Source organism: Streptomyces sp. SID14436, from assembly GCF_010548465.1.
In the GTDB taxonomy this organism is placed as follows: Bacteria; Actinomycetota; Actinomycetes; order Streptomycetales; family Streptomycetaceae; genus Streptomyces.
Window position 1 is genome coordinate 1 of the sequence record NZ_JAAGMD010000097.1, and the last position, 25,695, is coordinate 25,695.

At 71.4% G+C, this 25,695-nt stretch carries 22 protein-coding genes, 6 tRNA genes and 1 pseudogene; 16 read left to right on the forward strand and 13 right to left on the reverse strand.

Annotated elements, in window-relative coordinates:
* Window positions 1-185, reverse strand: a pseudogene (locus G3I53_RS33155) (hypothetical protein); the annotation flags it as partial.
* An 84-nt stretch (window positions 186-269) separates the two neighbouring features.
* Window positions 270-620: a metallopeptidase family protein gene (locus G3I53_RS03345; RefSeq protein WP_164333463.1), complete on the reverse strand. Its 351-nt coding sequence runs from the start codon at window positions 618-620 to the stop codon at window positions 270-272.
* A gap of 84 nt (window positions 621-704) precedes the next feature.
* Between G3I53_RS03345 and G3I53_RS03350 the strand changes: the two genes are divergently transcribed.
* The 7 genes from G3I53_RS03350 (at window position 705) to G3I53_RS03380 (ending at window position 7,498) form a co-directional block, all read left to right on the forward strand.
* Complete coding sequence (locus tag G3I53_RS03350; protein WP_164438011.1) at window positions 705-2,318, forward strand: metallophosphoesterase; 1,614 nt, start codon at window positions 705-707, stop codon at window positions 2,316-2,318.
* An 80-nt stretch (window positions 2,319-2,398) separates the two neighbouring features.
* A tRNA-Glu gene (locus tag G3I53_RS03355) sits at window positions 2,399-2,471 on the forward strand.
* A gap of 37 nt (window positions 2,472-2,508) precedes the next feature.
* A tRNA-Asp gene (locus G3I53_RS03360) sits at window positions 2,509-2,583 on the forward strand.
* A gap of 24 nt (window positions 2,584-2,607) precedes the next feature.
* Window positions 2,608-2,681: transfer RNA gene (locus tag G3I53_RS03365), tRNA-Phe, on the forward strand.
* A 117-nt stretch (window positions 2,682-2,798) separates the two neighbouring features.
* The gene (gene hrpA, locus G3I53_RS03370; protein WP_164332478.1) at window positions 2,799-6,773 is read left to right on the forward strand and encodes an ATP-dependent RNA helicase HrpA; all 3,975 of its coding nucleotides are present in this window, start codon (window positions 2,799-2,801) and stop codon (window positions 6,771-6,773) included.
* A gap of 92 nt (window positions 6,774-6,865) precedes the next feature.
* Window positions 6,866-6,940 (forward strand) — tRNA-Asp (locus tag G3I53_RS03375).
* A 312-nt stretch (window positions 6,941-7,252) separates the two neighbouring features.
* Window positions 7,253-7,498, forward strand: coding sequence for a DUF6274 family protein (locus G3I53_RS03380; RefSeq protein WP_164338821.1), 246 nt, complete (start codon window positions 7,253-7,255; stop codon window positions 7,496-7,498).
* A gap of 502 nt (window positions 7,499-8,000) precedes the next feature.
* Here G3I53_RS03380 and bldC read toward each other — a convergent pair.
* Both bldC and G3I53_RS03390 read right to left on the reverse strand, forming a co-directional pair.
* Entirely contained in the window at window positions 8,001-8,207 is a 207-nt protein-coding gene (gene bldC, locus G3I53_RS03385; protein ID WP_003949541.1) for a developmental transcriptional regulator BldC, read from the reverse strand.
* Window positions 8,208-8,758: 551 nt separating this feature from the next.
* Complete coding sequence (locus tag G3I53_RS03390; RefSeq protein WP_164338835.1) at window positions 8,759-9,601, reverse strand: hypothetical protein; 843 nt, start codon at window positions 9,599-9,601, stop codon at window positions 8,759-8,761.
* A 248-nt stretch (window positions 9,602-9,849) separates the two neighbouring features.
* On the opposite strand from G3I53_RS03390, the gene G3I53_RS03395 reads away from it, so the two are divergent.
* Together G3I53_RS03395 and G3I53_RS03400 are read left to right on the forward strand one after the other, a co-directional pair.
* The gene (locus G3I53_RS03395; protein ID WP_164338834.1) at window positions 9,850-10,938 is read left to right on the forward strand and encodes a Glu/Leu/Phe/Val dehydrogenase dimerization domain-containing protein; all 1,089 of its coding nucleotides are present in this window, start codon (window positions 9,850-9,852) and stop codon (window positions 10,936-10,938) included.
* A gap of 319 nt (window positions 10,939-11,257) precedes the next feature.
* Window positions 11,258-11,509, forward strand: a complete 252-nt coding sequence (locus G3I53_RS03400) for a DUF3073 domain-containing protein (protein ID WP_164338833.1) — start codon at window positions 11,258-11,260, stop codon at window positions 11,507-11,509.
* A 108-nt stretch (window positions 11,510-11,617) separates the two neighbouring features.
* Here G3I53_RS03400 and purM read toward each other — a convergent pair whose 3' ends face one another.
* From purM to purS, 9 genes are all read right to left on the reverse strand, one after another.
* Complete coding sequence (purM, locus tag G3I53_RS03405) at window positions 11,618-12,697, reverse strand: phosphoribosylformylglycinamidine cyclo-ligase (RefSeq protein WP_164338832.1); 1,080 nt, start codon at window positions 12,695-12,697, stop codon at window positions 11,618-11,620.
* Between the two features lie 33 nt (window positions 12,698-12,730).
* Window positions 12,731-14,257 carry an amidophosphoribosyltransferase gene (purF, locus tag G3I53_RS03410; protein ID WP_164338831.1) on the reverse strand — a complete coding sequence of 509 codons (1,527 nt, stop codon included), beginning with the start codon at window positions 14,255-14,257 and terminating at the stop codon, window positions 12,731-12,733.
* Window positions 14,258-14,319: 62 nt separating this feature from the next.
* Entirely contained in the window at window positions 14,320-15,108 is a 789-nt protein-coding gene (locus G3I53_RS03415; protein ID WP_164338830.1) for an META domain-containing protein, read from the reverse strand.
* A 73-nt stretch (window positions 15,109-15,181) separates the two neighbouring features.
* Window positions 15,182-15,979 carry a maleylpyruvate isomerase family mycothiol-dependent enzyme gene (locus G3I53_RS03420; protein ID WP_164338829.1) on the reverse strand — a complete coding sequence of 266 codons (798 nt, stop codon included), beginning with the start codon at window positions 15,977-15,979 and terminating at the stop codon, window positions 15,182-15,184.
* A 9-nt stretch (window positions 15,980-15,988) separates the two neighbouring features.
* On the reverse strand, window positions 15,989-16,825 hold the full coding sequence (locus tag G3I53_RS03425; protein WP_164338828.1) for a M23 family metallopeptidase: 837 nt from the start codon (window positions 16,823-16,825) through the stop codon (window positions 15,989-15,991).
* 25 nt (window positions 16,826-16,850) lie between these two features.
* Window positions 16,851-17,351 carry a helix-turn-helix domain-containing protein gene (locus G3I53_RS03430; RefSeq protein WP_164338827.1) on the reverse strand — a complete coding sequence of 167 codons (501 nt, stop codon included), beginning with the start codon at window positions 17,349-17,351 and terminating at the stop codon, window positions 16,851-16,853.
* A 118-nt stretch (window positions 17,352-17,469) separates the two neighbouring features.
* On the reverse strand, window positions 17,470-19,728 hold the full coding sequence (gene purL / locus G3I53_RS03435; RefSeq protein WP_164338826.1) for a phosphoribosylformylglycinamidine synthase subunit PurL: 2,259 nt from the start codon (window positions 19,726-19,728) through the stop codon (window positions 17,470-17,472).
* The gene (gene purQ, locus G3I53_RS03440; RefSeq protein WP_164338825.1) at window positions 19,725-20,405 is read right to left on the reverse strand and encodes a phosphoribosylformylglycinamidine synthase subunit PurQ; all 681 of its coding nucleotides are present in this window, start codon (window positions 20,403-20,405) and stop codon (window positions 19,725-19,727) included. The genes purL and purQ overlap by 4 nt, the downstream gene beginning before the upstream one ends.
* Complete coding sequence (purS, locus tag G3I53_RS03445) at window positions 20,402-20,665, reverse strand: phosphoribosylformylglycinamidine synthase subunit PurS (protein ID WP_042175198.1); 264 nt, start codon at window positions 20,663-20,665, stop codon at window positions 20,402-20,404. Before purS ends, purQ begins: the two co-directional genes overlap by 4 nt.
* Window positions 20,666-21,030: 365 nt before the next feature.
* Between purS and G3I53_RS03450 the strand changes: the two genes are divergently transcribed.
* The 7 genes from G3I53_RS03450 (at window position 21,031) to G3I53_RS03480 (ending at window position 25,679) form a co-directional block, all read left to right on the forward strand.
* On the forward strand, window positions 21,031-21,348 hold the full coding sequence (locus G3I53_RS03450; RefSeq protein ID WP_164338824.1) for an Lsr2 family protein: 318 nt from the start codon (window positions 21,031-21,033) through the stop codon (window positions 21,346-21,348).
* Window positions 21,349-21,573: 225 nt separating this feature from the next.
* Window positions 21,574-21,645: transfer RNA gene (locus tag G3I53_RS03455), tRNA-Gly, on the forward strand.
* 79 nt (window positions 21,646-21,724) lie between these two features.
* Window positions 21,725-21,797: transfer RNA gene (locus tag G3I53_RS03460), tRNA-Gly, on the forward strand.
* 153 nt (window positions 21,798-21,950) lie between these two features.
* Window positions 21,951-22,928 (forward strand): ABC transporter ATP-binding protein, encoded by a 978-nt coding sequence (locus G3I53_RS03465; RefSeq protein WP_164338823.1) that lies wholly within the window; start codon window positions 21,951-21,953, stop codon window positions 22,926-22,928.
* Complete coding sequence (locus G3I53_RS03470; RefSeq protein ID WP_164338822.1) at window positions 22,925-23,740, forward strand: ABC transporter permease; 816 nt, start codon at window positions 22,925-22,927, stop codon at window positions 23,738-23,740. The genes G3I53_RS03465 and G3I53_RS03470 overlap by 4 nt, the downstream gene beginning before the upstream one ends.
* Before the next feature lie 38 nt (window positions 23,741-23,778).
* Window positions 23,779-25,068, forward strand: a complete 1,290-nt coding sequence (locus tag G3I53_RS03475) for a histidine kinase (RefSeq protein WP_164438013.1) — start codon at window positions 23,779-23,781, stop codon at window positions 25,066-25,068.
* Window positions 25,065-25,679, forward strand: a complete 615-nt coding sequence (locus G3I53_RS03480) for a response regulator transcription factor (protein WP_164334373.1) — start codon at window positions 25,065-25,067, stop codon at window positions 25,677-25,679. The genes G3I53_RS03475 and G3I53_RS03480 overlap by 4 nt, the downstream gene beginning before the upstream one ends.
* Window positions 25,680-25,695 lie beyond the last annotated feature (16 nt).

Sequence of the window (25,695 nt, forward strand, 5' to 3'; positions counted from 1 at the left end):
CCGGCGGGACCGCCGCCCGACACCGCACGCCCGCCACCCGGCGCCTCGTCACCCCGCTCCCCGGCCGACCGGGACGGCCCGGCGCTCCCGTCGGCACCGTCCGCGCCGACACTCATGCAGCCCGCGGCAGCGGCGACGGCGACCAGCGTGGCGGCCAGGCGGACGGGTACGTACAAGCGGCGCACGGGGCCACCTCCGATGGGAGTACTGGGTCGACAAGCCCAACTCCCGCCGCCCGCAAGAGGACACGCGCGCGGGGCACGAGTGACCTATCCGTAGCCGAGGGCGTGCAGCCGGGCGTCGTCGATCCCGAAGTGGTGCGCGATCTCGTGCACCACCGTGATCTCCGCCTCGGCGACCACGTCGTCCCGGGACTCGCACATCCGCAGCGTCGGCCCCCGGTAGATGGTGATCCGGTCGGGCAGCACACCGGCGTACCACTCGCCGCGCTCGGTGAGCGGGGTGCCCTCGTAGAGACCGAGCAGCTCCGGGTCGTCCGCCGGGGGCTCGTCCTCGACGAACACCGCCACGTTGTCCATCAGGCGCGTCAGCTCCGGCGGGATCCGGTCCAGCGCCTCGGCGACCAGCTCCTCGAACTCCTCGCGTGTCATCTCCAGCACACAGCCATTGTGGTCCACGACCCGTCCGTACGAGTCACACCCGCACCTCGCATATCCGGTGCCGGACTTGGGCATACGGGATCAATGGCCCGCGTCCCCGCCGCCGTGTCGTCCGCCCTCCGCCGTGCCCGGAGCGCGCCACGCCGGCTGCTCCGTCGTCCCCGCCGCCGTCCCGGCGCCGGGCCCGCCGGTCTCGCCCCGCGCCACCGGCCGTGGACGCGCGCCCTGGGGCTCATCGTGGTGGTCCTCGTGGGCGCCTGGCTCGGCCTGCTCGTCGTGGGCAATGTCCGGGTGCCCGTCGGGCCCATGGACACCACGATGACCCTGCGCCCGTCCTTCACCGGCGGCACGAAGATCAATGTCTCGCCGTTGGGCGCCCTGCAGCTCGACAGCCACACCGCCCCCCTGCGCCTCGACGTCAACGTGGACCAGCTCGACCCGCAGCGCGCCCAGGCCCTCGTGGACCGCCCGGAGCGCATCTCGGGACTCCAGGACGAGGTCACCCGGGACGTCAGCCACGGCACCGCCGACCTCGCCGTCCGCTCATGCGTCGCCGTCGTCACCGGCGCCACCGCGCTGGGCCTGGTCGTCTACCGCCGGCCGCGGCGCGCCCTGGCCGCCGGGGGCCTCGCGCTCGCCCTGCTGGCCGCGTCCGGCGGGACGGCCTACGCCACCTGGAACCCGGACTCCGTGCTGGAGCCGAGGTTCTCGGGCCTGCTGTCGTCGGCCCCGTCCCTGGTCGGCGACGCCCGCAGCATCGTCACCGAGTTCGACGTCTACCAGCAGGAACTGGCCCGCCTGGTCACCAACGTGACCAAGCTCTACGACGCCACCTCCACCCTGCCGACCTACCAGCCGGACCCGACCACCCTCCGCGTGCTGCACGTCTCCGACATCCACCTCAACCCGGCGAGCTGGACGATCATCAGCTCGCTGGTGAAGCAGTACCAGGTGGACGTGATCGTCGACACCGGCGACACCATGGACCACGGCACGGCCGCCGAGAACGGCTTCCTCGACCCCGTCGAGGACCTCGGCGCCCCCTATGTCTGGGTCCGCGGCAACCACGACTCGCTGATCACCCAGCGCTATCTGGAGGACCTGAAGAACGTCCACGTCCTGGACGACGGCCGGGCCGCGACCATCGCCGGGCTGCGCTTCGCCGGCATCGGCGACCCGCAGTTCACGCCCGACCGCTCCAAGACGCGGGGCGCCGCGGAGTCCCAGGAGCTGGCCGGCGCCCGGCTCGCGTCCGCCCTGCGCGACCAGGCGGCGGCCGGCACCCCGGTCGACGTGGCCCTGGTCCACGAGCCGTCGGCCGCGCGCGAGGTGGACGGCACCGTCCCGCTGGTCCTCTCGGGCCATCTCCACCGCCAGGAGACGGACGTCATGGAGTACGGCACGCGCCTGCGGATCGAGGGCTCGACCGGCGGCAGCGGACTGCGCGCCGTCGAGGGCAAGCATCCGGACCCGATCGAGGCGTCGATCCTCTACTTCGACCGCGACACCCGTCGGCTCCAGGCGTGGGACGCCATCAAGCTGGGCGGTCTCGGCCTGACGACGGCCGAGGTGAGCCGTCACCTGCCCGAGGAGAACCAGCCCGGCGCGGGGACCCCGTCGCCCTCCTCCTCGCCCTCTCCGTCCTCGTCCACGTCGCCCCCGTCCCCGTCGGCGACCCGCCCGACGGCCACCCCGTAAACCGTTTTGGCGATAGGTCCCGCCATCCCATATGCTTCTCACGTCCCCGACGCGCTGAGAAGCGCCCAGGCGGGCCGATAGCCCTCATCGTCTAGCGGCCTAGGACGCCGCCCTTTCAAGGCGGTAGCACGGGTTCGAATCCCGTTGGGGGCACGCATCACCTTGTGCGACACTGTCGTACGACACGCTTGGTCCTGTGGAGCAGTTTGGAGTGCTCGCCACCCTGTCAAGGTGGAGGCCGCGGGTTCAAATCCCGTCAGGACCGCTGGTGTTTCACGTGAAACACCGCGGCTGGGTAGCTCAGTTGGTACGAGCGTCCGCCTGAAAAGCGGAAGGTCGCCGGTTCGACCCCGGCCCCAGCCACAGCAAAGGCCCCGATCACTGATCGGGGCCTTGTTGTGTCCCCCGATGTCCTGCGTCCCGGGGCCACGGCAAAACCGTTGGCCCCGTATTTCCGTGGGATGAGATCCTGGAGTCCGTATGTCTACGCACTCTGCCCCCGCTCTCGGCTCCCTCGCCTCCCGCCTGGCCGACCTGTCGCTGCGCGACGCGCACCGGCTGGGACGGCGGCTCGAGGGTGCCCGCAAGATCCGCAAGCCGGAGGCCCGCGCCGCCGTGCTCGCCGAGATCGAGACGGAGGTCACCGGGGCCGAGGAGCGCATGGCGGCACGCCGCTCGCGCGTCCCGGAGGTGCGCTATCCGGAGCAGCTGCCGGTCAGCCAGAAGAAGGACACGATCGCCGAGGCCATCCGCGATCACCAGGTCGTGATCGTCGCGGGCGAGACCGGGTCCGGCAAGACCACGCAGATCCCGAAGATCTGCCTGGAGCTGGGCCGCGGTGTCCGGGGCATGATCGGGCACACCCAGCCCCGCCGGATCGCGGCCCGCACGGTGGCCGAGCGTGTGGCCGACGAACTGGGGACCCCGCTCGGGGAGGCCGTCGGCTGGAAGGTCCGCTTCACCGACCAGGTGAACCCGGACGCCACCTTCATCAAGCTGATGACGGACGGCATCCTCCTCGCGGAGATCCAGACCGACCGCGAACTGCGCGCCTACGACACGATCATCATCGACGAGGCGCACGAGCGGTCCCTGAACATCGACTTCCTGCTCGGCTACCTCGCCCAGCTGCTGCCCAAGCGCCCGGACCTCAAGGTCGTCATCACGTCGGCGACCATCGACCCGGAGCGGTTCTCCCGGCACTTCGGCGACGCCCCGATCATCGAGGTCAGCGGCCGCACGTACCCGGTCGAGGTGCGGTACCGCCCGCTGCTGGAGGAGGACTCCGAGGACGCGGACCGCGACCAGATCACGGCGATCACGGACGCGGTCGAGGAGCTGATGGCCGAGGGGCCCGGCGACATCCTGGTCTTCCTCTCCGGCGAACGCGAGATCCGGGACACCGCGGACGCCCTGACGAAGAAGCGGTACCGGTCGACGGAGGTGCTGCCCCTGTACGCGCGGCTCTCCCATGCCGAACAGCACCGCGTGTTCCAGCAGCACAGCGGCCGCAGGATCGTTCTGGCCACCAACGTGGCCGAGACCTCCCTGACGGTCCCCGGCATCAAGTACGTCATCGACCCGGGGTTCGCGCGCATCTCCCGCTACAGCCACCGCACCAAGGTGCAGCGGCTGCCCATCGAGCCCGTCTCGCAGGCCAGCGCCAACCAGCGCAAAGGCCGCTGCGGCCGTACGTCCGACGGCATCTGCATCCGGCTGTACAGCGAGGACGACTTCCTGTCCCGCCCGGAGTTCACGGACGCGGAGATCCTGCGCACCAACCTGGCATCCGTCATCCTGCAGATGACCGCGGCCGGCCTGGGCGACATCGAGAAGTTCCCCTTCATCGACCCGCCCGACCACCGCAACATCCGCGACGGCGTGCAGCTGCTCCAGGAACTGGGCGCACTCGACGCGACGCAGAAGGACCCCCGCAAGCGGCTCACGCAGACCGGCCGCAAGCTGGCCCAGCTGCCGGTGGACCCGAGGCTGGCCCGCATGGTGCTGGAGGCGGACCGCAACGGCTGCGTCCGCGAGGTCATGGTGATCGCCGCCGCACTGTCCATCCAGGACCCGCGCGAGCGCCCGGCCGACAAGCAGACCCAGGCCGACCAGCAGCACGCCCGCTTCCGCGACGAGACCAGTGACTTCCTCGCCTACCTGAACCTGTGGCGCTATGTGCGCGAGCAGCAGAAGGAGCGCGGCTCCTCGTCCTTCCGCCGCATGTGCAAGCAGGAGTACCTCAACTTCCTGCGCATCCGGGAGTGGCAGGACATCTACACCCAGCTGCGCACGGTCGCCAAGCAGATGGGCATCCACCTCAACGACCAGGACGCCCCCGCCGACCGGATCCACGTCTCGCTGCTGGCCGGACTGCTGTCGCACATCGGCATGAAGGACGTGAAGGAGTCCAAGGACTCCGGCCCCGGCCGCAAGGACGGCGGACGCAACGAGTATCTCGGCGCCCGCAACGCCAAGTTCGCGATCTTCCCCGGGTCGGCCCTGTCCAAGAAGCCGCCGCGGTTCGTGATGTCGGCCGAGCTGGTGGAGACCTCCCGGCTGTGGGCCCGGGTCAACGCGAAGATCGAGCCGGAGTGGGTGGAGCCGCTCGCGGAGCACCTGCTCAAGCGCACCTACAGCGAGCCGCACTGGGAGAAGGACCAGGCGGCGGTGATGGCCTACGAGAAGGTCACGCTGTACGGCGTGCCGATCGTGGCGCACCGCAAGGTGAACTACGGCCGGATCGATCCGGAGGTCTCCCGCGAGCTGTTCATCCGCCACGCCCTGGTGGAGGGCGACTGGCGCACCCACCACAAGTTCTTCGCCGACAACCGCAGGCTGCTCACCGAGGTGGAGGAGCTGGAGCACCGCGCCCGGCGGCGGGACATCCTGGTCGACGACGAGACGCTGTTCGACTTCTACGAGCAGCGGATCCCCGAACACGTCGTGTCGGGCGCCCACTTCGACTCCTGGTGGAAGCACAAGCGGCACGAGCAGCCGGACTTCCTCGACTTCGAGCGGGAGATGCTCATCCGGGAGTCGGCGGAGGCGGTCACCAAGGCCGACTACCCGGACTCCTGGCGGCAGGGCCCGCTGAAGTTCCGGGTGACGTACCAGTTCGAGCCGGGCGCGGACGCCGACGGTGTCACCGTGCACATCCCGCTCCAGGTGCTGAACCAGGTGACCGACGAGGGCTTCGACTGGCAGATCCCGGGCCTGCGCGAGCAGGTCGTCACCGAGCTGATCCGCTCCCTGCCCAAGCCGGTGCGCCGGCACTACGTCCCGGCGCCCAACTACGCGAAGGCGTTCCTGGAGCGGGCGGTCCCGCTCCAGGAGCCGCTGACCGTGACGATGGCCCGTGAGCTGAAGCGCATGGTGGGCGTCCCCTTCGACGCGGAGGACTTCGACTGGTCGAGGGTCCCCGAGCACCTGCGGATCACCTTCCGCATCGTCGACGAACGGCGCCGCACGCTCGCCGAGGACAAGGATCTGGAGGCGCTGCGGCTGCGGCTGAAGCCGCGGGCCCGCAAGGCGCTGAGCCGGGCCGCGGCGGCCACCGCCGAGCGCAGCGGCGGCCAGTCGCTGGAACGCACGGGACTCACCGACTGGACCATGGGCACGCTCACGCAGGTCTTCGAGACCCGCCGGGCCGGCCAGCCAGTGAAGGCGTACCCGGCGCTGGTGGACGACGGTGACACCGTGTCGGTACGGCTGTTCGACACCGAGGCGGAGCAGCAGGAGGCGATGTGGAAGGGCACCCGTCGGCTCGTCCTGCGGAACATCCCGGTCAACCCTGGGAAGTTCGCATCCGAAAAGCTGACCAACCAGCAGAAGCTGGCGCTGTCGGCGAATCCGCACGGTTCGATGCAGGCGCTGTTCGACGACTGCGCCATGGCGGCGGCCGACCGGCTGATCGCCGACTTCGGCGGGCCGGTGTGGGACGAGGAGTCCTACCGCAAGCTGTTCGACACGGTGCGGGCGGAGATCGTGGACACCACCGTCCGCGCGGTGGGGCAGGTGCAGCAGGTGCTTGCCGCCTGGCAGGCGTGTGAGCGGCGCCTGAAGACGGTCCGCAGCCCCGCCCTGCTGGCGAACCTGCGGGACGTACGCGAGCAGTTGGACGCGCTGGTGCACCCGGGCTTCGTGACGGCCGCGGGCCTGCGCCGGCTGCCGGACCTGATGCGCTATCTGGTGGCCGTGGACCGGCGGCTGCAGCAGATGCCGGCCAACGTGCAGCGGGACACCACGCGGATGGAGAAGGTCCGCGAGATGCAGGACGAGTACGCGTGGCTGCTGGAGCAGATGCCGCAGGGCCGGCCGGTCCCCCGGCAGGTGCTGGACGTCCGTTGGATGATCGAGGAGCTGCGGGTCAGCTACTTCGCGCACGCGCTGGGCACCGCCCACCCGGTGTCGGACAAGCGGATCGTGAAGGCGATCGACGCGCTGGCCCCGTGACGGGGCGGCCACACACAGTGAGTTCGACCCGGCGGCCACCCTCCTGTACAGTCTCTTTTCGCAGCGCACGGCAGTGACGGCGCCGCAAACCTGGTCCTGTGGAGCAGTTTGGAGTGCTCGCCACCCTGTCAAGGTGGAGGCCGCGGGTTCAAATCCCGTCAGGACCGCATCATCGAGAAGGCCCGCGCCCGCAAGGGACCGCGGGCCTTCCGCGTTGCCGGCCCCACATTCCCCCACAGGAGCGCCCGGCCGCGCGGGGCCCGGCGGCTCCCGCCGCGGCCCGTCAGAACCGCCCCACGCGCGCGCACCGGGCCGCTCGGGCGCCCCTGCGGCCCTCCCCGCCCACCCTCCGGCTCTCCTCTGCCGCCGCAGGCCGTAGACGCCCGCGTACGGCCCTCTGGGCGTCTTGACGGGGTCTTCTTCCCTCGGTACTCCAGAACTCAGGGACCGCTTCCCCTGCGGGCCCGTGGAGGTGGCGCATGGCGGCTTCGGCGAGGCACGAGACGCGGGCCCTGCTCCGCGCGCACCTGTCGGCCGCGTCGGGGTACCGGCACCTCACCCGCCACTGTCCGATCTGCCATCGGCTGCTGCGGCTGGCGATGGACTCCGCGCCCCGGGCCGGCGAGGCTCCGGCACCGCCCGACGCGGCGGACCGGCACACCTCCCGTTCCGCCTCCCCCGACGCGGAGTTGGCGACCGACGCGCCCAAGGCCCGGCCGCAATAGCGCATATGCCAGCGGCTCAACAAGCCGGTCGGTATGTGACGGGTGTCACCGCATGAGTTTTGGGAAGCGCGGCACTTACTCCCGTCCTACAACGGGTCGATTTAATATGTGCAATTGCACCACCCGGGGACCCCCGTGCGGCGCTCCGCTCCGCCACCGGGCCGACGTGGATCAAGGCCCTCCCGGCGCCCGCCCCGGCCACGGACGGGACCCCCGCAGGGCGCGTCACCGGCCCGGCACCTGGAGCTCCGGCGGCTCGCCGTCCACCGCCCGGGCGGCACCGGAGAGCGCACACACCCGCACGGGTGCGCACAAAAGAAATCGCGCTGGACCCGGCGGGAGTCCAGCGCGATCGACGACGCACCCGTGTTCAGTTGCCTGGGAAGCCCGGAAGGGCTTGGGCGAGGGGCTGTTGGGGCAGTCCCGGCGTCGTTTGGAGCTGTGGTTCCGGGCTCCTCGGCGGGTTTGGGGACCAGCCGGATTGCCCAGGTCATGCAGTTGTTCAGGCCTCGCTGCGCTGCTGCGGAATGCCCGCGAGCAGGGCGCGGACCTCGGCTTCGCGGTAGCGGCGGTGCCCGCCGAGCGTGCGGATCGACGTGAGCTTGCCGGCCTTCGCCCAGCGCGTGACCGTCTTCGGGTCGACGCGGAACATGGTGGCGACCTCAGCCGGGGTCAGCAGCGGCTCGGCATCAGGGGTGCGAGCGGTCATGAGCGGCCTCCTCGGGAGAACCGAACCTTCTCGGTTCTTTCCTCTAAATTCTGCACCTTGACCCGCGTTGCCCGAAATGGCGGACGCGAGTCGAGTCGGTTATAGGACGAACGGCTTGTCCTCGGCACTACAACTACACCATCTGTCCAGCCGCGTCGGCCAAACCGATGGAATTGCCCTCCCAGGTGTTCATCAGCCGCGGAAGCCGATGGACCATGCCATAGCGGACAGTCACGCCCCTGTGACGATCAGTCACAGGACGATCAGGAGTCACCAGACCCCCCAAAGCACGTGCAATGCTGAGATTCCGCCCATGATGGAGCACAGCAGGACGGAGGAGTCCTCCCCGGACTCCTTGTCCTATTTTGGCATGAGGGTGGGCAAGGGGCGCAAGGGCCCCGTACGTGCGGTCCGTCACGCTTGACACGCTTGGGACTTACGCCCGGATCGGTCCCTACGTCCGATGTCGGATCGCGTTGACTCCTCCGGACCCCGACGAGGCGTCACCTCAGGGCGAAGACAAAACCCCAAGACGGGCGTCAGGTCAAACGTCAGTTCGCGGACCGCAGGTCCCGCACCGACCGCCACCGCTCCACCAACCGCGCGTACGCCGCCCCGGCCCGCACCCCGTCACCGCGCCGGAGCGCCGCGATGCCCTCGGCCACGTCCGCCGCGGAGTGGTCCTCCTCCAGCGCGCCCGCAGGCAGGGCGTGCACCAGCCCGCCGTAGTCGAGTTCGACCAGGGAGCGCGGGTGGAACTCCTCCAGCCAGCGCCCGACGTCGACCAGTCCGTCGATCAGCGGCCCCTCGTCCACGGCGTCCTTCAGCGCCCGCAGCCCACGGGCCACCCGGCGCCGGGCCTCGACCATGGGGGTGCGGTACCGCAGCACCGGGGCCTCGTCGGCCGTGCCCTTGAGGTACTCGCGCTCCTCGTCGGAGACCAGCACGAACCAGTTGATCGGCACCTGCCAGGTCGCGGTGCGGATCCAGGGCCGGGCGTCGGGGTGGTCGGTGAGCCAGCGCTCGTAGTCCCGCACCGCCTGGTGGCGGACCACCGGGGGCAGCAGCGCGTCCAGGACGGGCAGCGGGAAGTCCTCGGCGAGCTCCCCCAGCGCCTGCCAGCCGCGCAGCCGGGTGCGCCACGGGCAGACGCAGATCACCCCGTCGACCTCCAGCACGAACGCGTCGTCGCTCTCGTGAACGGGGACGGGCACCGGAGGGGTGGGCACCAGGTCGGTCAGCGCCCGGCGGAGTTCGTCCTGGCAGGAGGGGTGATCGGGCCGGCGTGCGTAGCGGGCCCAGTGGTCGCGTTCCGGCTGCGGGAAGGCGGCCAGGGGTTCGTAGACGCGCAGGTAGGTCGCGTAGGGGACGATCACCGAGGTCACCTTGGGCACGCCTGGTCCCTCCCCCGCGCACTGCGCCGAAAACCTTCGGACACGACACCTCCGCAGCCGGGAAACCCCAGCAAATCGTCGCACGGCGGTACTCCGGTCGGACGTGATCCCGACCACGGTGCCGCCGAACCGCTCCGCAGGCTCTAACCTCATGCTCACGACCCCCGCCGCCTCCCCGCTGCCACAAGCAAGGGGGGACCCCAGGGAGTCCCGTCCCACCCGCCGCTACTTACTCAGGAGTCACCACCGTGACCGACGTATCTGACGGCGTCCTGCACACCCTGTTCCGTTCGGACCAGGGGGGTCATGAGCAAGTCGTGCTCTGTCAGGACCGTGCCAGCGGCCTCAAGGCCGTCATCGCCATCCACTCCACCGCCCTGGGTCCCGCCCTGGGCGGCACGCGTTTCTACCCGTACGCCTCCGAGGAGGAGGCCGTCGCCGACGCACTGAACCTCGCGCGCGGCATGTCGTACAAGAACGCCATGGCCGGGCTCGAACACGGCGGTGGCAAGGCCGTGATCATCGGCGACCCGGAGCTGGTCAAGAGCGAGGAACTGCTCCTCGCCTACGGCCGCTTCGTGGCCTCCCTCGGCGGCCGGTACGTGACCGCGTGCGACGTCGGCACGTACGTCTCGGACATGGACGTCATCTCGCGGGAGTGCCGCTGGACGACCGGCCGGTCCCCCGAGAACGGCGGCGCGGGCGACTCCTCCGTACTCACGTCCTTCGGCGTCTACCAGGGCATGCGGGCCTCCGCCCAGCACCTGTGGGGCGACCCCTCGCTGCGGGACCGCAAGGTCGGTGTCGCCGGGGTCGGCAAGGTCGGCCACCACCTGGTGGACCACCTGCGCGCGGAGGGCGCCGAGGTCGTGATCACCGATGTGCGCGAGGAGGCGGTGCGCCGCGTCCTGGACACGCACCCGCAGGGCGTCACCGCCGTGGCCGACACCGCGGAGCTGATCCGGACCGAGGGTCTGGACATCTACGCCCCGTGCGCGCTCGGCGGCGCGCTGGACGACGACACCGTGCCCGTGCTGACCGCCAAGGTGGTCTGCGGCGCGGCCAACAACCAGCTCGCCCACCCGGGTGTGGAGAAGGACCTCGCCGACCGCGGGATCCTCTACGCGCCCGACTACGTGGTGAACGCGGGCGGGGTCATCCAGGTCGCCGACGAGCTCCACGGCTTCGACTTCGACCGGTGCAAGGAGAAGGCGTCGAAGATCTTCGACACCACGCTCGCAATATTCGCACGTGCGAAGTCGGACGGGATTCCGCCGGCCGCCGCGGCCGACCGGATCGCCGAGCAGCGGATGGCGGAGGCGCGCGCGGCGCGGTGATGTGCGCGCTCGGGCGACCGGGTGAGGTCGCCTCGCACAGGTGAGCGGTACCCGCCGGGAGACAGTTGGAGAGAACTCTCACTTCTCCCGGCGGGTCGAGCGCCGATAAGTGGCTAAAATCGCGTTTGACCAGCGAGGACGAGGTCCCTCGGAGGCCCTGGGCGCGGGCCCGTCATGCGGGCGACGTACCGGATGGGCGCGGGCTCAGGTACCGTGGAAGCCACTACGGACCGGTCTCTCCGAGGAGAGCCCGTTCCGGACCATGAACGCGTGTCAAGACTCTGGGGCCGTCGAGCCCCGTCGTTGAGGGGGTCGAGCCATGGGGCGCGGCCGGGCCAAGGCCAAGCAGACGAAGGTCGCCCGCCAGCTGAAGTACAACAGCGGTGGGACGGACCTCACACGCCTGGCCGAGGAGCTGGGCGCATCGACATCGAGCACATCACCGACCAACGGTGATCACTTCGACGCCGATGAGCATGACGACGACCTGTACGCACGGTACGCCGACCTCTATGAGGACGACGGGCAGGACGAGGACGGCCAGTCCTCGCAGCAGCGTCGCGGCGCTTGACCTTGCACTGAGCAGCAGACCGGTCGGTGACGGAAGTCACCGGCCGGCTTCTGTGCTACCCGGGTCCGTGCTGCCCGCACACTCCGTGCGAGCAGCACCCCCGGGTGCTCAGGTGGCGTAGTCACTCACCAGGGCGGCGCCCGTCGGGCGGTCGCCCCGTTCGGTGATCTCACCGGCGACCCAGGCGTCCACGCCGCGGTCGCCCAGTGTCGCCAGGGCCACCTCCGTGGACTCCTGCGGCACGATCGCGATCATGCCGACGCCCATGTTCAGCGTCTTCTCCAGTTCCAGGCGTTCCACCGAACCGGTCCGGCCGACGAGGTCGAACACCGGGCCGGGCGTCCAGGTCGAGCGGTCGACCACGGCGTGCAGTCCGTCGGGCACGACCCGGGCCAGGTTGGCCGCGAGCCCGCCGCCGGTGACGTGGCTGAAGGCGTGCACCTCGGTGGTGCGCAGCAGCGCCAGGCAGTCCAGCGAGTAGATCTTGGTCGGCTCCAGCAGCTCCTCGCCGAGGGTGCGGCCGAACTCCTCGATGCGGCTCTCCAGGTCCAGACCGGCCTGGTTCAGCAGCACGTGCCGGACCAGGGAGTAGCCGTTGGAGTGCAGACCGGAGGCGGCCATCGCGATCACGGCGTCACCCGAACGGATGCGGTCGGGGCCGAGGAGCAGGTCGGCCTCCACCACGCCGGTGCCGGCCCCGGCGACGTCGAAGTCGTCCTCGCCCAGCAGGCCCGGGTGCTCGGCGGTCTCGCCGCCGACCAGCGCGCAGCCGGCCAGCACACAGCCCTCGGCGATGCCCTTGACGATGGCGGCGACCCGCTCGGGGTGGACCTTGCCGACGCAGATGTAGTCGGTCATGAACAGCGGTTCGGCACCGCACACCACGATGTCGTCCATCACCATGGCGACCAGGTCGTGGCCGATGGTGTCGTAGACGCCCATGCGCCGGGCGATGTCGACCTTGGTGCCCACGCCGTCGGTGGCGGAGGCCAGCAGGGGGCGCTCGAAGCGCTTCAGGGCGGAGGCGTCGAAGAGGCCGGCGAAGCCGCCGAGGCCGCCGAGGACCTCGGGGCGCTGCGTCTTCTTCACCCACTCCTTCATCAGGACGACCGCACGGTCGCCCGCTTCGATGTCGACGCCCGCGGCAGCGTAACTGGCGCCGCCGCCGGCAGGAAATGTCTCGGACATGGAGGTGAGAGCTTTCGTGTCGTACGGCAGGGCTTACGGGCGGCGGATCGCGTCGACCGCGGCCGGGGCGGCCGTGCCGGCGGCCAGTTCCGTCTCCAGCAGCTGCTTGCCGAGGAGCTCCGGGTCGGGCAGGTCCATCGGGTACTCGCCGTCGAAGCAGGCACGGCACAGGTTGGGCTTGGCGATGGTGGTCGCCTCGATCATGCCGTCGATGGAGATGTACGCCAGGGAGTCGGCGCCCAGGGAGGTGCCGATCTCGTCGATCGTCATGCCGTTGGCGATGAGCTCGGCGCGGGTGGCGAAGTCGATGCCGAAGAAGCAGGGCCACTTCACGGGCGGCGAGGAGATCCGGATGTGGACCTCGGCCGCGCCCGCCTCGCGGAGCATGCGGACCAGGGCGCGCTGGGTGTTGCCGCGGACGATCGAGTCGTCGACGACGACCAGCCGCTTGCCCTTGATCACTTCCTTGAGCGGATTCAGCTTCAAGCGAATACCGAGCTGCCGGATCGTCTGCGACGGCTGGATGAAGGTGCGTCCGACGTAGGCGTTCTTCACCAGACCGGCCCCGAACGGAATGCCGGACGCCTCCGCGTAGCCGATGGCGGCGGGGGTGCCGGACTCCGGGGTCGGTATCACCAGGTCGGCCTCGGCGGGCGCTTCCGCGGCGAGGCGGCGGCCCATCTCGACGCGCGACAGATAGACGTTCCGGCCGGCGATGTCGGTGTCCGGGCGGGCCAGGTAGACGTACTCGAAGACGCAGCCCTTGGGCTTTGCTTCCGCGAATCGTGAACTGCGGAGGCCGTTCTCGTCGATGGCGACGAACTCGCCGGGCTCGATCTCCCGGACGAAGCTGGCGCCGCAGATGTCCAGGGCGGCGGACTCGGAGGCCACCACCCAGCCGCGCTCCAGCCGGCCGAGGACCAGCGGGCGGATGCCCTGCGGGTCGCGGGCGGCGTAGAGCGTGCCCTCGTCCATGAAGACGAGGCTGAAGGCGCCCTTGACCAGGGGGAGGACGACGTGGGCGGCCTGTTCCACGGTCACCGGCTCACCGTCGGCGGCGCGCTGGCCGGCCAGCAGGGCGGTGATCAGGTCCGTGTCGTTGGTGGCCGCCACCTTGGGGGCGCGGCCGTTCTCCTTGGGGAGCTCGGCGACCAGTTCGGCGAGTTCCGCCGTGTTGACCAGGTTGCCGTTGTGGCCGAGCGCGATCGATCCGTGCGCGGTGGCGCGGAAGGTCGGCTGGGCGTTCTCCCACACCGAGGCACCGGTGGTCGAGTAGCGGGCGTGACCGACCGCGATGTGACCCTGGAGGGAACCGAGCGAGGTCTCGTCGAAGACCTGGGACACCAGGCCCATGTCCTTGAAGACGAGGATCTGGGAGCCGTTGCTGACCGCGATACCCGCGGATTCCTGGCCCCGATGCTGGAGGGCGTAGAGCCCGAAGTACGTGAGCTTGGCGACCTCTTCGCCCGGAGCCCAGACACCGAAGACGCCGCAGGCGTCCTGGGGGCCCTTCTCTCCGGGGAGCAGGTCGTGGTTGAGTCGTCCGTCACCACGTGGCACGGAACCGAGTGTAGGCGAGGTCGACCACTGGTCCGAATTGGGGATGCCGGACCAGCGGTCGGTCACTTGGCGGCGAACGCCGGGACGTCCACGCCGTTGTCGCTGGTCAGCGTCAGGTTCCGGTACTCGATCCGGTAGCCGACCGGGCCGTCGAAGAGCCCCAGCACCGTCTTCTCGACGTCCATGAGTGAGTCTTCGCACATCATTCGGGTCGTGGCGGGCGTGCCGAGGGTGATATGGCCGTCGCGCACGGTGGCCTCGGCGCTCACGTTGTTGCATCCCGTGCTGCCGGAGACGGTGCCCTCCTCCCGGTCGAAGGTGAGGTGGGCCCGGCCGTCGGCGTCCGGGAGGGCCACGGTCCACCTGGTGCCGTGCAGCGGTGCGTCCTCGGCCCGGCTGAGCCGGACGGACGTGCCGTCGTCACCGGTGAGGGTCAGCCGGTCCCCGCGCACGCTGGTGCCGAGCGCGCCGCCCTCCAGCACCGCGGCGAGGCGGCTCTCGAACTCCATCAGCGGCTCGGGGCACGCCATGGCGGTCGACTCGGCGCCGGAGAACCGGACCCGGTCGCCCTCGAAGGCGGCCTCGCCCCGGAACCGGTTGCAGCCGTAGCTGCCCTCGGCCTTCCCGCCGTCGTCGATGGTCAGGTGGGCGTCGGAGGGCGCGCGCAGGGTGCTGCCGTCGTCCGTCACGCTGTCGACGCTCCAGCGGACGCCGGTCACCGGCGGCTCCGCCCGGGCACTCCCGCTGCCGCCCCCGTCCGCCCGCTCACCGCCGCAGGCCGCCGCGAACGGGACGAGCACGGCGACGGCGGCCGCCCCGAGCAGTCGGTTCCTGTACCTCTGTGTGTACATGCCGGTTCGACGGGGGCCGGGAGGGATCGGTTCCCCTTGCCCCGCTCGCTGCTCCGGGACCTGCCGTCCCGGCTCACGTCAGCAACGGAAGGTACGGCCCGAGGTCCGCCCGCTCCCCGCTCGCGTGGACCGCGCCGGCCGCCACCGCGTCCGCCCAGGAGGTCCGGCCGGTGGCCAGCCGGACCCAGGTCAGGGGGTCGGTCTCGACGACGTTGGGCGGGGTGCCCCGGGTGTGCCGGGGGCCCGCCACGCACTGCACCACCGCGTGGGGCGGGATCCGCACCTCGGTCGACCCGCCGGGGGCCTCGGCGGCGAGCGTGTCGGCCAGCAGCCGGGTGGCGGTCGCGAGGGCCTGACGGTCGTGCCGGAGGCCGAGGCCCGGCACGGCGTCGTTGAGGTCGTCGGTGTGCACGACGAGCTCCACGGTGCGGGTGACCAGGTAGTCCGCCAGCGGCAGCGCCCCGGCGCCGGTGGGCAGGAGCCGGGAGCCCGGGTGGGCGTCGAGGTCGGCGGTGAAGCGCTCCTCGGCCCCGGCGAGGTACGCCTCCAGGTCGTGGTGTTCGGCGGCCAGGGCCCGGGCGGTGCCGGCGATGGCGTCCGCGTCGGCGGCGATCGCCGACGGCCAGTCGAGCAGCCGCCCGTCCTGACGCGCGGGCTCCGGCTCGGCCAGCAGCCGTCCCACGGCCGTCAGCACCGCCCCGATGTGCGCGACGAGCTCCCGCACGGTCCAGTCACCCAGCCGGGTGGGCAGCTCCAGCTGGTCCGGGGAGAGGGTGCGCACCCCCGACCGCACGGCCGCGAACTGGGCCAGGACGGCGGCACGGGTCCTGGCGGGGTCGTAGGCGCGGGGGCGTTTCCTGGCCGGTGGCATGGCGGAAGCCTATGCGCGGGCACCGACAGGCCGAGCCGGGACCTCGAAGACCTCGTTGTTGCGGGGGACGCCGATGCGGCGCCAGGTGAACGGTATGCCGCGCGCGGTGTCCGGGTCGGGACCGTCCTGGAGCTGGAAGTGCAGGTGGGGCTCGGTGGAGTTGCCGGAGTTGCCGACCTGGGCGAGCACCTGGCCCGCACGGACCCGGTCGCCCTCGCGGACGGTGAGGGAGCCGCGCCTGAGGTGGGCGTAGCAGGCGTGGGTGCCGTCGCCGAGGTCGAGGACCAGGTGGTTGCCGATGATCCTCCCGGCGCCCAGGAGGTCCCGGACGTTCGCCTCCAGGAGCATGAGGTACGCCAGCGCGGGCAGGGAGCCGCGGCTGAGGTGGTCGCGGGCGCGGTCCGTGGCCCGGACGACGGTGGCGTCGGCCACCGCGTGCAGGGGGGCGCCGTAGGCGGGGAAGTCGGCGTTGCGCCGCGCTACGGGCCACAGCGCGCGGAACGGCGGGCGGGAGCCCGGCTCGGGCTCGGCCACGACGTCGATGGCGAAGGTCTGGCCGTAGGCGTGGGTGTGGTGGCTCGGAGTGTGGTCCGCGGGGCTGTTCAGCGCGATCCAGCGGCCGGTGACCGGCGGCTCGACCTCGACCGGCTCCCGCGCGGCGCCGGGGCTGTCCGGGGCGCCGCCCCACCGGTGGGAGACGAGCAGCACGACGTAGGCCAGCAGCAGCGGCAGGAAGTCCCACCACACGGGATGACCCAGGTCCAGCGCCACGTGGGCGATCACCAGGGCGAAGAAGGCGGTCAGGAGCCCCCGGTAGGCGGTCCTGGCGAGTTTGCGGGCGGACATGTCTCCCCCAGTGCTCGTCGGTCGGTCAGGGACGGGCCGCCGACAACGCCACCAGCAGCGGGACGACCCGGCCCGGCGGGACCTCGTGGCGGCCCCGGCCGGTGGTGTGCAGCCAGCCGGCGGCCGTCAGCTGGCGCAGGTGGTGGTAGATCTGGCCGGTCGTGCCGACGCCGTCCAGTTCGGCCAGTTCGGCGGCGGTGCGGCGGCCGCCGGTGATCTCCCGGAGCAGCCGCAGCCGGACCGGGTGCCCGAGCGCGGCGAACGCCTCGGCCGCCTCCTGCCAGTCGCCGTCCAGCAGGCCCTGGGTGAGCGTCCCGTGCTGCCACTCGTACTGCTCGCCGGTCGGCAGCCGGACGGCCCCGGTGAACAGCACCCCGCCGTCGGGCGCGCCCAGTTGGGCGAGCTGTTCCTTGAACCCCTGCAGGGCCCAGAAGTCGCCCTCGCCGAGGCGGGGCGCGGTGCGCCGGGCGTCTTCCAGTGCCGCGAGCCTGCGTTCCAGGGCGGCGACGCGCTCTTCGAGTTCCACACCACAGAGATTACGGAACTACGTAATCACGTGCAAGCGGGAGGGCGGTCACCCGTGCGGGCACACGAAAGCCCCCGTCCGGCGGACCGGACGGGGGCCGACGACGTGGAACCGTGCCCTACGCGAGCAGCGCCGGGATCGTCGCCTCGTGGGTCTCGCGGAGCTCCGCCAGGGTCAGCGTGAACTCGCCCTGGAGCTCCACCGTGTCGCCGTCGACGACACCGATGCGGGTGGCGGGCAGGCCGCGCGCGCCGCACATGTCGGTGAAGCGGACCTCCTCCGAGCGCGGCACGGCGACGATCGCGCGGCCGGCCGACTCGGAGAACAGGAAGGTGAAGGCGTCCAGGCCGTCCGGGACGATCAGGCGCGCGCCCTTCCCGCCCAGCAGCGCCGACTCGACGACCGCCTGGACCAGACCCCCGTCGGACAGGTCGTGCGCGGCGTCGATCATGCCGTCGCGGGAGGCGGAGATCAGGATCTCGGCCAGCAGGCGCTCCCGCTCCAGGTCCACCCGCGGGGGCAGGCCGCCGAGGTGGTCGTGGACGACCTGGGACCAGGCCGAGCCGCCGAACTCCTCGCGGGTGTCGCCGAGCAGGTAGATCAGCTGGCCCTCCTCCCGGAAGGCGGCCGGGGTGCGGCGGGCCACGTCGTCGATGACGCCGAGGACGGCGACCACCGGGGTCGGGTGGATGGCGGCCTCGCCGGTCTGGTTGTACAGCGAGACGTTGCCGCCGGTCACCGGGGTGCCGAGCTGCCGGCAGCCGTCCGCCAGACCGCGTACCGCCTCGGCGAACTGCCACATGACCGCCGGGTCCTCGGGCGAGCCGAAGTTCAGGCAGTCGGAGACGGCGAGCGGCTTGGCGCCGGTCGTCGCCACGTTGCGGTAGGCCTCGGCAAGGGCCAGCTGGGCGCCCGTGTACGGGTCCAGCTTGGCGTAGCGGCCGTTGCCGTCGGTGGCGATGGCGACGCCGAGTCCGGTCTCCTCGTCGACGCGGATCATGCCGGAGTCCTCCGGCATCGCCAGCAGGGTGTTGCCCTGCACGAAGTGGTCGTACTGCTGGGTGATCCACTGCTTCGACGCCTGGTTCGGCGAGCCGACCAGCTTCAGGACCTGGTCCTTCAGCTCGTCGGACGTCCGCGGCCGGGGCAGCTTGCCCGCGTCGTCGGCCTGGAGCGCGTCCTGCCACTCGGGGCGCGCGTAGGGGCGCTCGTAGACCGGGCCGTCGTGGGCGACGGTGCGCGGGTCGACGTCGACGATCTTGCCGCCGTGCCAGTAGATCTCCAGGCGGTCGCCGTCGGTCACCTCACCGATGACGGTGGCGATGACGTCCCACTTCTCGCAGATCTCCAGGAACCGGTCGACCTTGCCGGGCTCCACGACGGCGCACATGCGCTCCTGCGACTCGCTCATGAGGATCTCCTCGGGCGAGAGCGTGGAGTCGCGCAGCGGCACGTCGTCCAGCGTGACGCGCATGCCGCCGGAGCCGTTGGAGGCCAGCTCGGAGGTGGCGCAGGACAGCCCGGCCGCGCCGAGGTCCTGGATGCCGACGACCAGCTTCTCCTTGAACGCCTCCAGGGTGCACTCGATGAGCAGCTTCTCCTGGAAGGGGTCGCCGACCTGGACGGCGGGACGCTTCGACGGCTTGGCGTCGTCGAAGGTCTCGGAGGCGAGGATCGACGCGCCGCCGATGCCGTCGCCGCCGGTGCGGGCGCCGTAGAGGATGACCTTGTTGCCCGCGCCGGACGCCTTGGCGAGGTGGATGTCCTCGTGCCGCATGACGCCGATCGCGCCGGCGTTGACCAGCGGGTTGCCCTGGTAGCAGGCGTCGAAGACGACCTCGCCGCCGATGTTGGGCAGGCCCAGGCAGTTGCCGTAGCCGCCGATGCCGGCGACCACGCCGGGCAGCACCCGCTTGGTGTCGGGGTGGTCGGCGGCGCCGAAGCGCAGGGGGTCCACGACCGCGACCGGGCGGGCGCCCATGGCGATGATGTCGCGGACGATGCCGCCGACACCCGTGGCCGCGCCCTGGTAGGGCTCGACGTAGGAGGGGTGGTTGTGCGACTCCACCTTGAAGGTGACCGCGTAGCCCTGGCCGACGTCGACCACGCCGGCGTTCTCGCCGATGCCGACGAGCATGGCGTCGGACTCGGGGGCCTTCTCGCCGAACTGGCGCAGGTGGACCTTGCTGCTCTTGTACGAGCAGTGCTCGGACCACATCACCGAGTACATGGCCAGCTCCGCGCCGGTCGGGCGGCGGCCGAGGATCTCGACGATCCGCTCGAACTCGTCCTTCTTCAGACCGAGTTCGGCCCAGGGCAGCTCGACGTCGGGGGTCGCGGCCGCGTGTTCGACCGTGTCCAGAGGCGTCCGGCTCATGCGTTGACCAGCTTCTTGAGGATCGAGGTGAAGAAGGGGAGGCCGTCGGTGCGGCCCGTGCCGATCAGCGGCTCGACGGCGTGCTCGGGGTGCGGCATGAGGCCGACGACGTTGCCCGCGGCGTTGGTGATGCCGGCGATGTCGTTGAGCGAGCCGTTGGGATTGAAGTCCACGTAGCGGAAGGCCACGCGGCCCTCGGCCTCCAGCTCGTCCAGCGTCCGCCGGTCGGCCACGTAGCGGCCGTCCATGTTCTTCAGCGGGATGTGGATCTCCTGGCCGGCCGTGTAGTCGGCGGTCCAGGCGGTGTCCGCGTTCTCCACCCGCAGCTTCTGGTCGCGGCAGATGAAGTGCAGGTGGTCGTTGCCCAGCATGCCGCCGGGCAGCAGGTGGGCCTCGGTGAGGATCTGGAAGCCGTTGCAGATGCCGAGGACGGGCAGGCCCGCCTTCGCCTGCTCGATGACGGTGTCCATGACCGGCGAGAAGCGGGCGATGGCCCCGGCCCGCAGGTAGTCGCCGTAGGAGAAACCGCCGCACAGCACCACGGCGTCGACCTGCTTGAGGTCCTTGTCCTTGTGCCAGAGCGCCACCGGTTCGGCGCCGGCCAGGCGGATCGCGCGCCGGCTGTCGCGGTCGTCGAGACTGCCGGGGAAAGTGACGACGCCAATACGAGCGGTCACTTCACGGCCTCCGCGACTTCCTCGACCCGGACGGTGAAGTCCTCGATCACGGTGTTGGCGAGGAAGGATTCCGCAAGATCGTGGATGCGGGCGAGCGCGGTCTCGTCGACCGGCCCGTCAACTTCCAGTTCGAATCGCTTTCCCTGACGGACGTCCGAGATCCCTTCGAATCCCAGGCGCGGCAGTGCGCGCTGCACCGCCTGGCCCTGGGGGTCGAGGATCTCCGGCTTGAGCATGACGTCGACTACGACGCGTGCCACTGGCACTCCCGGTGTGTGGTGCTGAGCAGGTCCCTTCAGACTACCCGCACAAAATTTCTACGCGAGTAGAGTTGGAGGAATCTACGTGACCCCGATCACGATTCGGCATCGCGGGGAGACAGCATGGAAAAGATCCGGGAAAGATCCGCCTTCTCTCCCCCGACGCTATTGCGCGCCGGACACGCGGGCAGATTTAGTCGGGCTTCACAATGCATTGCCCGGCGCTGTACAAATGAATTGTCATTAGCGGATGCTTTGCCCTATTACAGGGCCGACAGTCGACATCCCGGTGACGTCCCGGCACGTCATCTGCGACGTCATGGACGGACACCGGCCGAAGATGTCGCACGAAGGGACCGATATTCGTGGCGCAGAAGGTCGTGGTCACTCTCTTTGACGACATCGACGGCTCGGAAGCGGCGGAGACGATCGCCTTCGGACTGGACGGCACGTCCTACGAGATCGACCTGAACGAAGCAAATGCCGGCGAACTGCGCAGGGCGCTCGCGCCCTACGTCGAGGCCGGCCGCAAGCGATCCCGCTCCGGCAGGGCGTACCGGCAGACCGAGGTCGCCCCCGACCCGGCCGCCGTCCGGGCCTGGGCCCAGGCGAACCGCATGGAGGTCCCCGCCCGCGGCCGCATCCCCAAGCGGGTCTACGAGGCGTTCGCCGCCGCCCGCTGACCGGGCCGCGCACCGCGCGAGCGCACCGGACCGCGTGCCGCCCCGGGCCCCGCGACACCCGCGCGGGACGTCCCGGTACCGCTGTGGCACGCAGCCGCCCGCCCGCCCCGACGGCCGGTCAGCGGGGGTCCGCGTCAACCGACTTGCGGAGCACCCCCGGTGATCAGCTAGAGTCTGAGGCACGCCGCCGGGCAGGACCGCGAAGGTCCGGCTCACGGAGTACATGCGGGTGTAGTTCAGTAGTAGAACATCCCCCTTCCAGGGGGAAGGCGCAGTGTGCAATTCCTGTCACCCGCTCTGCACCGCCCACCGACCATCCTTGTGGATCAGGTAGGCTGGTGCTCGCACCGACCGGTGAAAGCTGGTCGGGGGCAATGCGGACGTAGCTCAGTTGGTAGAGCGCAACCTTGCCAAGGTTGAGGTCGCGAGTTCGAACCTCGTCGTCCGCTCCGGAAGGAACGCCCCGGTCCCCAGGGACCGGGGCTTTCTCGTGCGCGCGGCACCGGCCGGCCCCTCGACGGGAGCCGGCCCCTGACATTTGTCATGCCGAGCCATGACACCCCGCACTGTCATGCGCCCGACCAGGCGGTGAGGATGGGGGCATGTCAGGTAACGAGCACGAGCACGTGATCGAGGTCACCGGCCTGCGACGGGTGTACAGCGACGGTTTCGAGGCGGTGCGCGGGATCGACTTCTCCGTGCGCCGCGGGGAGGTCTTCGCACTCCTGGGCACCAACGGTGCCGGCAAGACCTCCACCGTCGAACTGCTGGAAGGTCTCTCCGCCCCCGCCGACGGCCGGATCCGCATCCTCGGACACGACCCGTACACCGAGCGGGCCGCGGTCCGCCCCCGCACCGGCGTCATGCTCCAGGAGGGCGGCTTCCCGTCGGAACTCACCGTCGGGGAGACCGCCCGCATGTGGGCCGGCTGCGTCAGCGGGGCGCGCCCCGTGGCCGAGGCCCTCGCCCAGGTCGGCCTGGAGGGCAAGACCACCGTGCGGGTCAAGCAGCTCTCCGGCGGCGAACGGCGCCGCCTGGACCTCGCGCTCGCCCTGCTCGGGGACCCCGAGGTGCTCTTCCTGGACGAGCCCACCACCGGACTGGACGCCGAAGGCCGCCAGGCCACCTGGGAGTTGGTGCGTGCCCTGCGCGACCGCGGCACCACCGTGCTCCTCACCACGCACTACCTGGAGGAGGCGGAGAACCTCGCCGACCGCCTCGCGATCCTGCACCAGGGACGCATCGCGGTCGCCGGCACCCCGGCCGAGGTGACCGCCGCGCAGCCGTCCCGGATCTCCTTCGAACTGCCCGAGGGCTACTTCGTCGGTGACCTGCCCCCGCTCGACGAACTCGGCGTCAGCGCGCACGAGACCGACGGCCGCACGGTCCGCCTGCGCACCCGCGAACTCCAGCGGGTGGCCACCGCCCTCCTGGTGTGGGCCGACCGCGCCGGGGTGGAACTGCACCGCCTGGACGTGCGGTCGGCCTCCCTGGAGGAGGCGTTCCTCGGCATCGCGAAGGGGGCCGCCGACGGCCCGGACCTCGCGGGGACCAGCACGACGAAGGAGTTCGCGGCATGAGCGGCACCCCGACCACCGCCACCCCCCAGGCCGCCCCCGCGCGGCCCCTGACCACCCCGGCGGGCCGGATGGCCGCGCTCGCCCGCGCCGAGCTCACCATGTACGGGCGCAGCAAGGGCACCCTGTTCGCCGCTCTGTTCGTGCCCCTGGTGCTGCCGCTCAGCGTGGCGCAGGCGGCCGACGAGATGGACCTCAAGGGCGCCGGACTGACCCTGGGCACCGTGGTGCTGCCCGCCGCGATCGGCTTCGCCCTGCTGTTCGCGGTCTACTCGGCGCTCGTCGGCATCTTCGTCACCCGGCGCGAGGAACTCGTCCTGAAGCGCCTGCGCACCGGGGAACTGCGGGACGCCGAGATCCTCGCCGGATCGGCCCTGCCGGCCGCCGCCACGGGACTCCTGCAGAGCCTGCTGCTGATGACCGGCTGCGCCCTGCTGCTGGACATGTCCGCCCCGTCCGCGCCGCACCTGATCGTGGCCGGTCTGCTGTTCGGGCTGGTGATCTGCGTCGCCCTCGGCGCGGTCACCGCCGCGTACACCCGCACGACGGAGAGCGCCCAGGTCACCCCGATGCCGATGCTGATCGTCTCGATGCTCGGCTCCGGCATGACCGTGCCCCTGGAGGTGCTGCCCGACCGGATCGCCACGTTCTGCGAGCTGCTGCCGCTGACCCCGGTCGTCACCCTCGTCCGGGGCGGCTGGAGCGGCGACCTGTCGGCGTCCGACTCGCTGACCGCCCTGGTGACCGCGGTGGCCTGGACCGCGCTGTCGGTGTTTGCTGTACGGCGGTGGTTCCGCTGGGAGCCACGACGCTGATCGACGGCGCCGAGCGGCGGAAGCGGGGCGGGCGGAGCATGCGCAGGCCGGGCGGCTGGTGGCGGCGCAAGAGCACACCGGCGAAGGTGGAGACCTACACCCGGTGGTCGTACCACTTCTTCGGGCTCATCGAGATCGCCACCGTCGTGCTGGCCACCGTCGGCACGGCCGGCCCCGCGGCCTCGGCCGTGTTCCTGCCCGCCGCGTGCGCGCACGCCGCCCTGAGCATGCTGACCGCCTCGCGGGCCCTGGACTGGCTCCGTGGCCGCCGCGGCCGGCCGGTGCCGCTGATGTGGGCGCTGGGCGCGCTGTCCGCCGCGGTGGCGGCCGGCGCCCTGGCGCTCACCGCCACCGGGCCCCGCGGTTCGGACATCGCGGGAACCGGCGTCTCGATGGCCGGCACCGTGCTGATCTTCGGCACGGGGGCCCTCGCCCTCGGCATGCGCGAGCGGCGCAAGGTGGGGGCGCTCGTCGCCGGCTTCGGCCTGGGCACGGGCTGCGTGGCGGTGCTGCTCGGCATGCCCGCCGCGGCCGCCTTCTTCACGGCCCTCTGGATTCTCGTCGGTGCCGCGCTCCTCGCCTTCACCTCGATGTTCTCCGCGTGGCTGCTGAACTCCGTGTTCGAGCTCGACGAGGCCCGCGAGACCAGGGCCCGGCTGGCCGTCGCCGAGGAACGGCTGCGGTTCGGCCGGGACCTGCACGACGTGATCGGACGGAACCTGGCCGTGATGGCCCTCAAGAGCGAGCTCGCCGTCCAGCTCGCCCGGCGCGAACGGCCCGAGGCGGTGGAGCAGATGATCGAGGTGCAGCGCATCGCCCAGGAGTCCCAGCGGGAGGTCCGCGACGTCGTGCGCGGCTACCGGGAGGCCGACCTGGAGGCGGAACTCGCCGGTGCGCGCGGGGTGCTCGCCGCCGCGGGCATCGACTGCGAGCTGACCGGCCGCCCCGCCGGCCTGCCGCCGCGGGTGCAGTCGGCGCTCGGCTGGGTGGTGCGGGAGGCGACCACGAACGTGCTGCGGCACGGCGATGCGACCTGGTGTGCGGTGACGGTACGGACGGTGGAGGGACGCGTGGTGCTGACGGTGGAGAACGACGGGGCCGGAGGAGGCAGCGGGGCCGGAGGGGGCGACGGGGGCGACCGGCCGGCCGGCGGCGACGGGACGGTCCGGGCTCCGCTCTCCGGCGGCTCCGGGCTGGCCGGGCTCCGGGAACGGCTGGCCGCGGTGGGTGGCCGGCTGGAGGCGGGCCGGGTCGGCGAGGACCGGTTCCGGCTGACCGCCGAGGTGCCGCTGACCACCGACGGACCGGTGGGGGAGGCCGCCTCGTGACGCAGGCCGTACGGGTGCTGCTCGCCGACGACGAGCACCTGATCCGCGGCGCGCTGGCCGCCCTGCTCGCCCTGGAGGACGACCTCAGGGTGGTCGCCGAGGCGGCCACCGGCCCCGAGGCGCTGGCCATGGCGCGGGCGCACACCCCCGACGTCGCCGTGCTGGATCTCCAGATGCCCGGCGCCGACGGTGTGAAGGTCGCCACATCCCTGCGCACGGAGGTGCCCGGCTGCCGGGTGCTGATCGTGACCGGCCACGGCCGGCCCGGACACCTCAAGCGGGCGCTCGCAGCGGGGGTGCGCGGGTTCGTCCCCAAGACCGTCAGCGCCCAGCGGCTCGCCGAGATCATCCGCACCGTGCACGCCGGAAACCGTTACGTGGATCCCGAGTTGGCCGCCGACGCGATCGCCGCCGGCGACTCCCCGCTGACCGTGCGTGAGGCGGAGGTCCTGGAACTGGCCGCCGACGGGGCACCGGTCGCGGAGATCGCGGAGCGCGCCGCGCTGTCCCAGGGGACCGTGCGCAACTATTTGTCGTCGGCCGCGACCAAGCTGGGCGCGGAGAACCGGCACGCGGCGGTGCGCCTCGCGCGCGAGCGCGGTTGGGTATAGTTGCTTCCGCGCCACG